The following is a 13,195-nucleotide window of genomic DNA, read 5'->3' on the forward strand; positions in this document are numbered from 1 at the left end:
CTAAAATTGTTAAACTTTTTCGGTAGTTAGTAATGCATCCAAAAACTCTTCTTTGATTTCGGTGAAGTCTTTAAAAACATAATCTGCTTCATGAAGCACTTTGGCGTCTCCGATTCCGATGCTGATCATATTGGCAATATTTGCAGCCTGCACACCTGCAACAGAATCTTCGAAAACCACACAATCCTCTGGAGCAATGTCTAAAGCTTTTGCACCGATCAAAAACACCTCTGGATCAGGTTTAGCTTTGGATACATTTGTACCATCTACGATAGTATTAAATTTATTGGTTAGTTCTACTTTGTCTAAAATTATTCGTGCATTTTTACTTGCCGAACCTAAAGCAATTGCTTGATTTTTTGAAATCAAATAATTAAGTATTCTTGGGACATCTGGTAAAATTTCTGAGGTATCCATCTTGGAAATATAGGCTAGGTACTCCTCATTCTTTTCTGCCATTAATCTTGTAAATTCTTCTTCTGAAATGGTCTTATTACCCCATTCTAAAATTTTTTCTAAAGATCGTACTCGGCTAACTCCTTTTAGTTGTTCATTTTGTTCTTCAGAAAAAGAAATACTTAGGCTATTGGCTAGATTTTGCCAGGCTAAAAAATGATATTTTGCTGTATCAACAATAACACCATCCAAATCAAAAATAAATGCTTTCTTCATGTTTCTTTTATCTTAGCTTTTATTTAAAATTACTTTATCATCTACATCTTTTACTCTAGTCACCAATAAGGCTGCTATAATAAAGGACACTCCACTTATTACTAAGGCGTACATAGCATTACCATTATAAAAGTACTTCACTAATGGACCTCCTATTAATGCATTTACTATTTGAGGTAACACAATGAAGAAATTAAATATCCCCATATACACTCCCATTTTTCTCGCTGGGATCGCTCCCGCCAAAATAGCATAAGGCATTGCCAAAATACTGGCCCAGGCAAATCCAATTCCGATCATAGGAATGATCAATAGCATTTCGTTAGAAATGAAATACATGGATATGAAGCTGACACCTCCTATGACTAAGCATACAGAATGTGTAAGCTTCCTTCCTATTTTTAAGGCTATTGCTGGTAAGAAAAAAGCGAAAATTGCAGAAACTGCATTGTATACACCAAATAAGAAACCTACCCAGTCTCCGGCATCTTGATAAGCTTTACTGCTATGATCTTCTATAGGTAATCCATATACATGGTGTGCTATCGCAGGAGTAGAAAAAACCCACATCCCAAATAATGCGAACCAGGAAAAGAATTGCACCCAACTCAATTGTTTCATAGTTAAAGGCATTTTCCTGAAATCCGAAAAGATATTTAGTAAGGAAGACGTTTCTTCCGACTCCTCATCATCAGATTCTTCTTCAAAAGCTTTGAGTTCTTCTGGAGTATATTCTTTGGTAGTAAAAACAGTTAACAAAATACTCCCGATCAAAACAATTGCTCCTATAATAAAGGATAGCAACAAATGCAGAGGTACTTTTCCCTCTTCGGCAACATTCGAAATTCCGAACCAATTCACAAATGCATAGGGTAACCAAGACCCAATTACAGCTCCAAAACCGATAAGTGCCGTCTGAACGCTGAACCCAAGTGTTCTTTGATCCGATGGCAAATTATCTGCGACCAAGGCTCTAAAAGGTTCCATAGCCACATTGAACGAAGCGTCCATGATCATTAGCATTCCTGCTCCTACCCATAAGGCTGGCATAAAGGCTGTAAACATGTCGGCATTAGGCATGAGTAACAGTCCTAAAGACGCCAGGACAGCTCCAGTAAGAAAGTAAGGTCTTCTTCGACCTAATCTGGTCCATGTCTTATCGCTGTAATATCCTATTATAGGTTGAACGATTAATCCCGTCAGGGGAGCAACAATCCAAAACCAGGACAGCTCATGTACATCTGCACCAAAAATCTGTAAAATTCTACTGGCGTTTGCATTTTGAAGAGCAAAACCCATTTGTATCCCTAGGAAACCGAAACTCATGTTCCAGATTTCCCAGAAACTTAATTTACGCTTGTTCATTAAGTGAATATTTAATTATTACACTGATAAGCGCAAGACTTATCAAAACTTATTTAAATGTAGAAAGTGAAAATATAAGTTCTGATAGGCTCCAAAGATATTACATTTTTTTAATTATGAATCGTTAGTCTTTACTTTTTTTGTGGATTTTCTCTGAACCAAACTCGTATCTATTATTACCGTTCGATACTCCTCTGTCATAGTCTCATCCCCCTCTAACTTATCTATTAAGAGCTTGGCCGCTCGCACACCCATATCTTCTCCATGTTGACTAATGGTTGTTAGACTTGGGATGAAATGTTTTGAAAGAATCCCATCTGTAAATCCGATTACAGCTACATCATTTGGCACATCCTTTCCTTGTGCATGAAGGACCTTAATTGCCGAAACTGCAAATAATTCATTTACCGCGAATACAGCATCCACATCTTTCCCTTCGAGAAAATCATGGATTTCAGATTCACAATTATCAATATCCTCTATTTTCAATACAAGCTCTTCATTTTCTTCAATATCGTAGGCTCTAAGCGCTCTTAGGTATCCATTTGTTCTTAGTTTACCAACACTTATATAGTCGACTGTAGTTAGGATAGCAATTTTCTTGCACCCTAGTGAGAGCAGATGATTTGTTGCTGTTTGTGCTCCTTTGGCATCGTCTATAATTACTTTATCACATACCACTTCATCAATAATTCTATCAAAGAGTACCACTGGCATCCCTTGACTCATCGTTTCTTCTATATGGTGATAATCTTTTTTGAGTTGGGTTTCTTTGGCTACTGATAGGATAAAGCCATCTGCACTCCCACTTGCCAACATTTCCATATTGATCACCTCCTTATCAAAAGAATTATTAGAAGAACATATAATTACATTGTATCCTTTTTCGTTGGCTACTTTTTCTACACCTCCTATTACTGTTGTAAAAAAGTGATGTACAATTTCAGGAATAATAACTCCTATGGTTTTAGTTTTTCTGTTCTTTAGACTTAATGCAATGTTGTTTGGTTTGTAGTTATACAGCTTAGCGAAAGCTTTTACCTTTTGACGAGTGTCCAAACTAATCTCCACACTGTCTTTTAGGGCTTTGGACACTGTAGAAATGGAAACATCCAGTTCTTTTGCAATTTGTTTTAGTGTAACTTTTTGTTTCATCCTTTTTGTTATTTGTTAGCGTTTATTATCCCCTTTAAAATCATCCCCATTGATTTGTATATTAAAGATATCAAAAGCATCAAGACGTTTTGATATTTATGATCCCTTCTTCCTTTTTTTGTTTACTCCTTAAATTTTGGCGCGAAATTATGCTATATGAACACAATAAAACTTAAAATTTTAAGGGAATTTTAAAAGTTTTCCACACGCAAACGTTTTCGTAAGGTTTCGACTACACTGGCTTTGAAGATTTAACGTAAAATTTACATACTTTGGATGCAGAAAGTGAAAATATAAGACTTAAAACAATCAAAAACTAATTTAATTTTATGAAAACATTTACTAAAAGCGCATTGTTTTTATTGTGGTTGATACCAATGAGCTTTTTTGCCCAGTCGACTGTCTCGGGAACAGTTACTGACGCGGGAAGTGGTCAACCCATTCCGGGTGTAAATATCATTGTCAAAGAGACCACAAACGGAACTTCTTCCGATTTTGATGGTCTTTATTCTTTGAGCGATGTTAACAATGGGGATGTTATCGTATTCTCCTATGTAGGTTTTATACCTCAGGAAGTGACGTATACAGGTCAAGCTACCATAGACATGGTTTTAGAAGAGGATGCTGCAGAATTAGAACAGGTTGTTCTTATCGGTTATGGTGCTGCAAGAAAAAAGGATCTTACGGGATCAGTTGCTCTTGTTACATCAGAGAATTTTAATACTGGTAACAACGTAACTGCAGAAAATTTATTTAACGGTCGGGTAGCCGGTGTTAATATCAACACCAATGGAGGTCCTGCCGGAAACTCACAAATCAGAATTAGAGGAGGTGCCTCTTTAAACGCATCAAACGATCCACTTATTGTAGTAGATGGTTTACCATTAAACGACCCGAGAGACACGAATAATGGTTCACGATCTGTATTATCTGCAATTAATCCAAATGACATCGAATCATTTTCGATTCTTAAAGATGCTTCTGCAGCGGCCATTTATGGTAACCGAGGAGCAAACGGGGTAATTATCATTACTACCAAAAAGGGAAAAAAGAATTTACAAATTAGCTTGGACTCACAAACAAACATTACTACGGCAAATGAAGTAGTTGATGTATTTTCTGCTGATGAGTACCGAACGTTTATTGCAGAAAATTTTCCGGATAGATTAGCTGATCTTGGATCAGCAAGCACCGATTGGCAAGATGAGATTTATAGAGATGCATTCTCTTCCAATCATAACTTATCTGTGGGTGGATCTATTATGCAGGTATTACCTACTCGTTTTACATTAGGTAGATCTGATCAAGAAGGTTTAAGAAGAACGTCAAAGTTTGAAAGAACAGCAATGTCACTTGCATTAAACCCAAGACTATTCAACAATCATTTAAAAGTGGATGTGAATGCAAATTTGAGTTTTGAGAAAAACAGATTTGCTCCTGGTGTTGAAGGTTCAGCGATTACTTTTGATCCTACACAACCTGTTTTTGATGCTACTTCACCTTATGGAGGGTTTTTTGAATATCTGAATAACGAAGGTTTTGCACAAGCAAACGTACAAAGAAACCCTGTAGCACAGTTGTTACAAACAAGAGATATTGCCAACGTAAGAAGGTTTTATGGTAATGCAAAATTCGATTATCAATTGCATTTCTTTCCTGATCTACGTGCTGTATTAAACTTAGGTTTCGATTCTAGTGAAACGGACAGGTTTGAAGAACGTTCTACCGAAAGTGCAAACACTTTTAACTCTGCGCAAGGAGAATTCAACGGTTTTAAATCGGATACTGATTTTCTTACAGAAAACAGATTATTAGATGCTTATTTGGTATACAACAAAAAAGTAGGTGCTTTTGATATCGAAGCTACAGGAGGTTATTCTTACCAAAAATTCGAAACAGAAATCTTTACTACAGGTGATCAAAGAGATCCAAATATTCAACCAGAAGAAACTATCAGTCCTGATGTTGTTTTATTAGCATACTTCTTAAGAACTAATATCAAAATCAACGATAGATATTTTATTACTGGATCTATTCGTCGTGATGGTACTTCAAGGTTTAGTGAAGACAACAGATTTGGTTACTTCCCTTCTGCTTCTTTTGGATGGCAGATTAGCGAAGAAAATTTCCTAAAAAACTCTAATGTATTAAGTAACTTAAGACTTCGTTTAGGTTATGGTATTACTGGACAGCAAGATATTCCTTCGGCTTTCGAATTCTTAGAAAGATATAGAGGTAGTAGTCCAAACACTCAATATATTCTTAACGGAGAAGTAGTAAACATCGTTCAAGCCCAGTTTCGAAATGAAGATATCGAATGGGAAAAAATTTCAGAATATAACATTGGACTAGATTATGGTTTTTTCAACGATCGTATTAGTGGTTCTGTAGACGTATTTAGAAAAGAATCAGACGACTTACTTTCTCAAGCGCCGGTACCAGATGCTGCTAACTTTACCAACCAAGGGTTCCAAAACATTGGTAAATTCGTTACAGAAGGTATTGAATTTGCGATCAATGCAGATGTGATCAGAAAAAATGATTTCAACTGGAATGTAAGTTTTAACGCTACTTACATTGACCGAGAAATTGAAGAATTGGCATTTGGTCAGGATATTTTAACTACTGGTATTAGCGGAGGAACTGGAAACACCATCCAGATCCAGAGACAAGGTGAGGATCCTTTCTCTTTCTTTACGTTTGCACAAGTTTATGATGAAAACGGAAGACCGATCGAAGGTGCTTATGCAGACTTGAATGGGGACGGTGTAATTAACAATAATGACCGTTACGTTTCAGGAAATGCGGTAGCAGATGTTACTATGGGACTACAGTCTAGTATCAATTACAAAAACTTCGACTTTAGTTTCAATATGAGAGCGAGTTTAGGAAACGAAATTTACAATAACGTAGCTTCCTCAAACGCACAACTAGGAAATGTATTTAGAAATGTATTCAACAATACTCCAGTAAGCGTATTAGACACTAATTTCCAAAACACATCAGATGTAATCCTATCAGATTTTTATGTAGAAGATGCTTCTTTCTTAAGAATGGATAACATCACTTTGGGATATACACTTAGAGATGTGATGAAAGGTGTTTCTAGTCTTCGTTTTTGGGCAGGTGTACAAAACGCATTTGTAATCACAGACTACTCTGGTCTAGACCCAGAAATACAAAACAACGGTGTGGATAATACGATCTTCCCTAGAGGACGTACGTACTTGTTAGGAATTAACTATAAATACTAAAAAATTAAGGAAATGAAATTTTATAAGATATTTTTATACGCATTTCTTTTCATCGGTATGTTCGCTTCTTGTGAAGACGATTTGAATATCGAATTAGAAGATGATGATGATTTACTAGCAGAGGATGTATTTAGTTCTCCTGATGCTTATGATCGTGCTATCGCCGGTGTTTATGCAAACCTTTCTGTAGTAGGTTTAGATGGTCCTGGACAATCTAATATCGCAGGAATCGATGCAGGAACCGGGCAATATATAAGAGGTTTATTTAACCTTCAAAACTTATCTACCGACGAAACGATTTGGACTTTCGAAAACGATCCAGGAATTCGTCAGGTACAAAGAAACAGCTGGGATGCTAATAACGTTGTAGTTCTTGGTTTTTGGGCCAGAGCAACATTCCAGATTTCTTTAGCTAATGAGTTTTTACGTCAAACTACAGATGGTAAACTTGATGAAAGAGGTGTATCTGGTGAGTTAAGAAATGAAATCAGAGCTTACCGTGCAGAAGCACGTGTATTAAGAGCTTTGGCGAACTATCATTTATTAGACCTTTTCAGAAGGGCACCTTTTGCTACAGAAGACGATGCAGTTGGATTTACAAGAGTACCAGAAATAGCTGGACAAGAATTGTTCAACTATATCGAATCTGAATTGTTAGCAGTTGATGCTGATTTATTAGATGTTGCTCCAGGGAATTCTTCTCAATACGGAAGAGTTAACAAAGGAGTGGCGAAAATGATTCTTGCAAAATTATACCTAAATGCAGGAGTTTATCTCGGTGCAGAAAATCAACGTTTTGCAGATTGTTTGACTGTTTGTCAAGAAATTATCAATAGTGGATACTCTTTAAATCCGGTTTATCTGAACAACTTTAACGCAGATAACGATACCAACGGAGCTCAAAACGAAGTTATCTTTCCTGTAATCGCTGATGGTACATCGGTTAGAAACTTTGGAGGAGCTGGTATTCTTATCCAGGGTCAACAAAATGCAAGAGCAGGTTTCCAACCTACTCCAGAATCTCTGGGTGTTGGTGGATTTGGAAACTTATATCGTATTAGAAGACAGTTTGGAGAATTATTCGTTAATGATGCTCTTTTTGCCAACGATACTCGAAATACTGTAGTTTCTAGAGACATCGAACTGGATGATGATGGAAATGTGGTTACCGATGAAGAACGTCCTATCGAAATCGCAGATATCGCTGATACTTCTGGCGGATATTTGTTAGCTAAGTTTTCTAACATTACTTCTGCAGGAGAGCCTGGAAAAGATGCAACCTTCGTAGATACTGATTTCCCACTATTTAGATTGGCAGATGTATTCTTAATGTATGCAGAAGCACAATTAAGAGGTGGTGGCGGTGATCGTACTACTGCTTTAGGATTCGTAAATCAACTAAGAGAAAGAGCTTTTGGAGATGCTTCAGGAAATATCGTTGACGCAGATCTAACGTTAGATTTCCTTATTGACGAGCGTGCAAGAGAGCTACACTGGGAAGGACACAGAAGACAAGATCTTATCCGATTTGGTCTTTACACAGGTGGAACCTATAACTGGTCATACAAAGGTGGACCACAAAATGGTTCATCTATCTCAGAAAACTTTCAATTATTCCCTGTTCCGGAATCGAGCAGGTCAGCAAATCCAAACTTAGGGCAAAACCCTGGATTCTAAAATTAAACTATGAAAAATTCAAATTATACAGTCATGAAAAAGATATCAATTTTACTCTTTGCATTTGTAGCTGCACTATGCTTCAATGCATGTATCGAAGATGAAGACCCAACATTTGTTCTTCAACAAGAACAAACCGAAGGACCATTAATAGTTTCTGCCAACTCTACGATTGCTCTTAGTAAAGAGAATGAGGACCTACAAGGATTTACTTTGGTATGGGAAGATGCTCAGTATAATGTAAATACACCTATTAGCTACTCCATCGAAGCAGCTGCAGCAGGAACCGATTTTGCAACTCCTCTTGAAGTAGCAGTAACTACTGATCGTTTTTATTCTTGGACTATAGGTGAGCTAAACAGCTTGGCTATTCTTCTAGGATTAGAGGCAGATAATGAAGCTTCTTTTGAGTTAAGAGTTGTTTCTTCATTAGGAACTAATGGAGGAGCATCAATTATCTCTAACCCAATTGCTTTAACTGTTACACCATATTCTACAATTATTGTTACAAAGAATCTATTCTTTGTAGGTAACACGGTAGATACGAACAAAGATGGTGTAGCAAACAACGATGACTGGAACAATGGAGCTACTAACACTTACTTATTTAGAGACCCGGACAACTCAAATATCTTCTATTTCAGAGGTTTCTTTGAATTTAATGACGGTGAGAACGAGTTCAAATTGTTAGAAAACAAAGGTTTCTGGCAGCCACAATGGGGTCTTGATGGTGGTGGATTTACGAGTAGCGATATCCTTGGTGGTGATCCAGGAGCATTTACTATTGGATCTTCTGGATATTATGAGTTAATCGTTAATATCGATGAGCTTACTCACGAATTGAACGCTATCGATATTACCGGAGCTACAGAATATACTACTATTGGTTTCATTGGTTCTGCAAGAACAGGTGATGATACCGGATGGGGTGGAGATGACACAGACTTGATTCAGTCTCCTTTTAATCCTCATATTTGGTATGCTGAAAATGTGACTCTTTTTGATGGAGCTCTTAAGTTTAGACACAGTAATGACTGGCCAGGAAACTGGGGTGGTTCTACTCCACTTACAGGACAGGCAACTACAGAAGGAAACCCTCCTGATACTCCAGTTATTGCAGGAACTTATGACATCTGGTTCAATGACTTAGATGGACGTTACATCTTTGTTCCTAGAAATTAAATTTTAGAAATTTAAACCGTTGAAATGAAAAACATTAAAAATATATCAGCCAAAACCATCCTCCTTATTGGGGGAATGGTTCTTGGTTTCACAGCTTGTAGTGAAGATGATGATAACCCCAATACAGGAGAACCAATTATTACCAGTCAATCCTTAAAAATGGATCTTACTGAACTACAAAAGGAAGATGCAGGAGTATTTATGCAAGCTTTCTATTGGGATGTAGAACCTATTGGAGGATGGTATGATCAAGTTGCTTCAGAAATTGAAGAATGGGCTGATGCCGGTGTAAATAGAATTTGGTTACCTTCTCCAAGTAAAGGTGCTTCAGGTGAATTTTCTATGGGATATGACCCAATGGACTACTTTGATGTAGGAGAATTCAGCCAAAGAGGTTCTGAAAATGTAGAAACTCGTTTCGGATCAAGACAAGAATTAGAAGACTTAATCCAAAAAGCACATGCGAATGACATTGAGGTTGTTGCTGATGTGGTTATGGGACATAATTCTGGTGGAGGATTACAAGCAAATCCATTTAGAGGAGGTGCAGAAGTATTTACATTATTCAATGAAGAAAATGGAAATGCCTCGGGTAAATTCAACAGAACTTTTGATCATTTCCACCCTAATGGAGTTGTTGATGCTGATGAAGAAGCTTTATTTTTCCCAGAAACAGATCTGAGTCACGCAGTACCTTATGTACAAGAATGGTTATGGGGTAGAGACGATTCTGTAGCAGAATTCTATAGATCTCTTGGTTTTGACGGATGGCGTTTTGACTATGTAAAGAGTTTTGCTCCTAAATGGGTAACGGCATGGAACGACAAAGTTGGAGGGTTCTCGGTAGGAGAAAACTTTGATGGTAACCAACAGGTCTTAAAAGACTGGGTTGATGCTTCAGGATCTGCCGCATTTGATTTTGCTTGCTTTTACAGATTAGATGAAACCCTAGATAGAGCCAATGATCTTACTGCTTTAGGCGATGTTGGTAATATGTTGAGAAAATTGGATCCTGGTAATGCTGTAACTTTTACTGCAAATCATGATACAGAGAAAGATCCAAATCCGGACAACAGAATTAGTTATGGTAAGAAACTATTAGCGTATTCTTATATTCTTACTCATGACGGTTATCCTACTGTTTTCTACCTGGATTACCAGGCATTCAAAGGTCAACTCAATACTTTAATTCAAATTTATAACTCATTAGCTGTTGGTGATGTAGAAGTTATTGAAGCCAGCAAAGATGAGTACATTATGAAAAGAAGCGGAAGCGGAGATAATCCTGGTTTGATTCTTTATATGAATATCAGTGGACAAACAAAACAACGCACCGTACAGACCAATTGGGCTGGTAAACAATTAGTTGATTATACCGATAACTCTAGAGCTACGCCTACTGCAGATGCTCAAGGAAATGCTACTTTGAGTGCACCTCCTGGAAGTTATTCTGTATGGTCAATTACCAAAGAATAATACTTAGATTCTTTTTTTAATAGTTAGCTAATACTATAATGTTTAAAGGGCGCTTTTTTAGCGCTCTTTTTTCATTTTTCAGAAAGTATATTCTTCATTATTTTTATCTTTTGTCCCACTATTCTCTTTAAGATAGTAAAATCAAAAAGATTTACTTTACTTTGTAGATGGCTAATCACACAAAATCAATTTAATTTAAAAATACTTAATGCCTAAATTTCCCTTTTACAAACAAGCCGAATCCAAAGACTGCGGACCCACTTGTATTAAGATAATTGCTAAGCATTATGGAAGAATTCTTAATACCGAAAAACTAAGAACCTTAAGCGAAACCACTCGAGAAGGAAGTTCCTTACTAGGGCTTAGTGAAGCAGTAGAAGCGATTGGGTTTCGATCTCTTGGCGTAAAGTTATCTTTAATCAAATTAGATGAAGTCCCACTACCCTGTATTGTCCATTGGAACAAAGTGCACTACGTAGTTGTTTATAAAATCAAAAACCATAGAAATGGAGGAATGACGATTTACGTATCCGATCCTGCTCATGGTTTGATTACTTACACAAAGGAAGAATTTATTCGAGCCTGGATTGGAAACAATGCAGACGAAACCACTGAAGAAGGTGTAGCCCTACTCGTTGAGCCTACGCCAAACTTTTACAGTGATAATGTTGATGAAAATGATGAGAAATTCGGTTTTAAGTTTATATCCAAATACATTTTCAAATATAAAGCTTTTCTGTTTCAGTTGGCTTTAGGATTGACTGCTGGAAGTTTATTACAACTGATCACTCCGTTCTTAACACAAAGTATTGTTGATGTCGGTATCAAAAATCAAGACCTTAACTTTGTATATCTCGTATTGATTGCAATGTTATCGCTTTTTGTTGGTAGAACATTAATCGAAGTACTACGAAGTTGGATCTTATTACATTTAAGTACTCGTATTAATATTTCATTGATTTCTGATTTTTTTATCAAATTGATGAATCTACCTATCTCCTATTTTGATGTAAAAATGACCGGAGATTTGTTGCAGCGTATCAACGATCACAAAAGAATAGAACAAATACTGACCATGTCTTCGTTAAACGTGCTGTTTTCGATGGTAAATCTAATTGTGTTCAGTATTGTACTCATCTACTACAGTTTATCCATTTTTGGAATTTTTGCAATTGGAAGTGTTTTTTACTTTGCCTGGATACTGATCTTTTTCAAAAAACGAAAAAAGCTAGATTACAAGCGATTTTCGCAAATCAGTGAAGAGCAAAGTAAAGTGATTGAACTCGTTAATGGAATGCAGGAAATAAAACTGCATAATGCTGAAAAGAGAAAACGATGGAACTGGGAGTTTGTTCAGGCCAAGTTATTTAAAATATCCATAGAAAACCTAGCCCTTGAGCAATACCAAAGTGTTGGATCATCATTCATTAATGAACTTAAAAACATCATTATTACCGTATTTTCGGCCAAACTTGTAATCGATGGAGAAATTACACTGGGTATGATGTTAGCCATCACTGCAATTGTTGGTCAGCTAAATGCTCCCATTGCACAATTGATTAACTTTTTAAGAGAATTGCAGGATGCTCAGATCTCTTTGGAACGTTTGGGAGAAATCCATAACAAGGAAGATGAAGAGCAAGTAGGTGATGAAAAGATTAGAGAAATTCCAGAGAACTCTAGCTTTAATGTAAAGGGAGTTGACTTTAGATATGTTGGATCTGATAAACCTGTTTTGGAAAAACTCAGTCTCTCTGTCCCGGCCAACAAGATTACAGCTGTAGTTGGAGTTAGTGGTAGCGGAAAAACGACTTTGATGAAGCTGTTGCTTAAATTCTATGAACCCGATGAAGGACAAATTTTTATAGGGCCCTATGATTTAAAACAAGTTTCACAAAAATCCTGGAGAGATCATTTTGGTGTGGTAATGCAAGAAGGGTATGTATTTAATGATACTATCGCCAATAATATTGCTGTAGGAGAAGATTATGTAGATAAGAAAAAACTTGCTCATGCGGTAAAAGTGGCAAATATTCAAGAATTTATAGAATCCCTTCCCCTATCATATAACACCAAAATCGGTATGGAAGGTGTTGGATTAAGTACTGGGCAAAAGCAGCGTTTATTTATTGCTCGTGCCGTGTACAAAAACCCTAAATTTTTATTCTTTGACGAAGCTACCTCTGCCCTAGATGCCAATAATGAAAAGGTAATTATGGAAAACCTCGATGCCTTTTTCGAAAACAAAACTGTAATGGTCATTGCCCATCGATTGAGCACCGTAAAGAATGCGCACCAAATTGTGGTTCTGGATAAAGGACAAATAGTAGAAGTTGGAAACCATGAAGAACTGATCAAAAACAAAGGAAACTATTATCATTTAGTTAAAAATCAATTAGAACTCGGAAAGTAAG

General features: G+C 36.7%; 8 protein-coding genes. 5 read left to right on the forward strand and 3 right to left on the reverse strand.

The annotated features are described in order from the left end of the window. Nucleotides 1–9: 9 nt before the first annotated feature. The 3 genes from pgmB to AC0L3Q_RS16310 form a co-directional block, all read right to left on the reverse strand. Nucleotides 10–672: a beta-phosphoglucomutase gene (pgmB, locus tag AC0L3Q_RS16300; RefSeq protein ID WP_473281056.1), complete on the reverse strand. Its 663-nt coding sequence runs from the start codon at nucleotides 670–672 to the stop codon at nucleotides 10–12. 12 nt (nucleotides 673–684) lie between these two features. Further along, nucleotides 685–2,037 carry an MFS transporter gene (locus tag AC0L3Q_RS16305; RefSeq protein ID WP_473281058.1) on the reverse strand — a complete coding sequence of 451 codons (1,353 nt, stop codon included), beginning with the start codon at nucleotides 2,035–2,037 and terminating at the stop codon, nucleotides 685–687. 114 nt (nucleotides 2,038–2,151) lie between these two features. After that, nucleotides 2,152–3,192 (reverse strand): LacI family DNA-binding transcriptional regulator, encoded by a 1,041-nt coding sequence (locus AC0L3Q_RS16310; RefSeq protein WP_473281060.1) that lies wholly within the window; start codon nucleotides 3,190–3,192, stop codon nucleotides 2,152–2,154. 329 nt (nucleotides 3,193–3,521) lie between these two features. On the opposite strand from AC0L3Q_RS16310, the gene AC0L3Q_RS16315 reads away from it, so the two are divergent. The 5 genes from AC0L3Q_RS16315 (at nucleotide 3,522) to AC0L3Q_RS16335 (ending at nucleotide 13,194) form a co-directional block, all read left to right on the forward strand. Beyond that, a complete protein-coding gene (locus tag AC0L3Q_RS16315) occupies nucleotides 3,522–6,446 on the forward strand; it encodes a SusC/RagA family TonB-linked outer membrane protein (RefSeq protein ID WP_473281061.1) in 2,925 nt (974 codons plus the stop codon). A 12-nt stretch (nucleotides 6,447–6,458) separates the two neighbouring features. Beyond that, nucleotides 6,459–8,123, forward strand: a complete 1,665-nt coding sequence (locus AC0L3Q_RS16320; RefSeq protein ID WP_473281063.1) for a RagB/SusD family nutrient uptake outer membrane protein — start codon at nucleotides 6,459–6,461, stop codon at nucleotides 8,121–8,123. Between the two features lie 33 nt (nucleotides 8,124–8,156). Beyond that, on the forward strand, nucleotides 8,157–9,305 hold the full coding sequence (locus tag AC0L3Q_RS16325; RefSeq protein ID WP_473281065.1) for a SusE domain-containing protein: 1,149 nt from the start codon (nucleotides 8,157–8,159) through the stop codon (nucleotides 9,303–9,305). A gap of 24 nt (nucleotides 9,306–9,329) precedes the next feature. Beyond that, nucleotides 9,330–10,781 (forward strand): alpha-amylase, encoded by a 1,452-nt coding sequence (locus AC0L3Q_RS16330; RefSeq protein WP_473281067.1) that lies wholly within the window; start codon nucleotides 9,330–9,332, stop codon nucleotides 10,779–10,781. A gap of 208 nt (nucleotides 10,782–10,989) precedes the next feature. Continuing rightward, entirely contained in the window at nucleotides 10,990–13,194 is a 2,205-nt protein-coding gene (locus tag AC0L3Q_RS16335) for a peptidase domain-containing ABC transporter (protein ID WP_473281069.1), read from the forward strand. Nucleotide 13,195 lies beyond the last annotated feature (1 nt).

This window comes from Aquimarina sp. KJ22-3 (assembly GCF_055808215.1).

Excerpts from the sequence above, each read along its gene's own strand:
- AC0L3Q_RS16305 (WP_473281058.1), bottom strand. The coding sequence starts at position 2,037 with ATGAACAAGCGTAAATTAAGTTTCTGGGAAATCTGGAACATGAGTTTC.
- AC0L3Q_RS16320 (WP_473281063.1), top strand. The coding sequence starts at position 6,459 with ATGAAATTTTATAAGATATTTTTATACGCATTTCTTTTCATCGGTATG.
- AC0L3Q_RS16335 (WP_473281069.1), top strand. The coding sequence starts at position 10,990 with ATGCCTAAATTTCCCTTTTACAAACAAGCCGAATCCAAAGACTGCGGA.
- AC0L3Q_RS16310 (WP_473281060.1), bottom strand. The coding sequence starts at position 3,192 with ATGAAACAAAAAGTTACACTAAAACAAATTGCAAAAGAACTGGATGTT.
- AC0L3Q_RS16325 (WP_473281065.1), top strand. The coding sequence starts at position 8,157 with ATGAAAAAGATATCAATTTTACTCTTTGCATTTGTAGCTGCACTATGC.
- AC0L3Q_RS16330 (WP_473281067.1), top strand. The coding sequence starts at position 9,330 with ATGAAAAACATTAAAAATATATCAGCCAAAACCATCCTCCTTATTGGG.
- pgmB (WP_473281056.1), bottom strand. The coding sequence starts at position 672 with ATGAAGAAAGCATTTATTTTTGATTTGGATGGTGTTATTGTTGATACA.
- AC0L3Q_RS16315 (WP_473281061.1), top strand. The coding sequence starts at position 3,522 with ATGAAAACATTTACTAAAAGCGCATTGTTTTTATTGTGGTTGATACCA.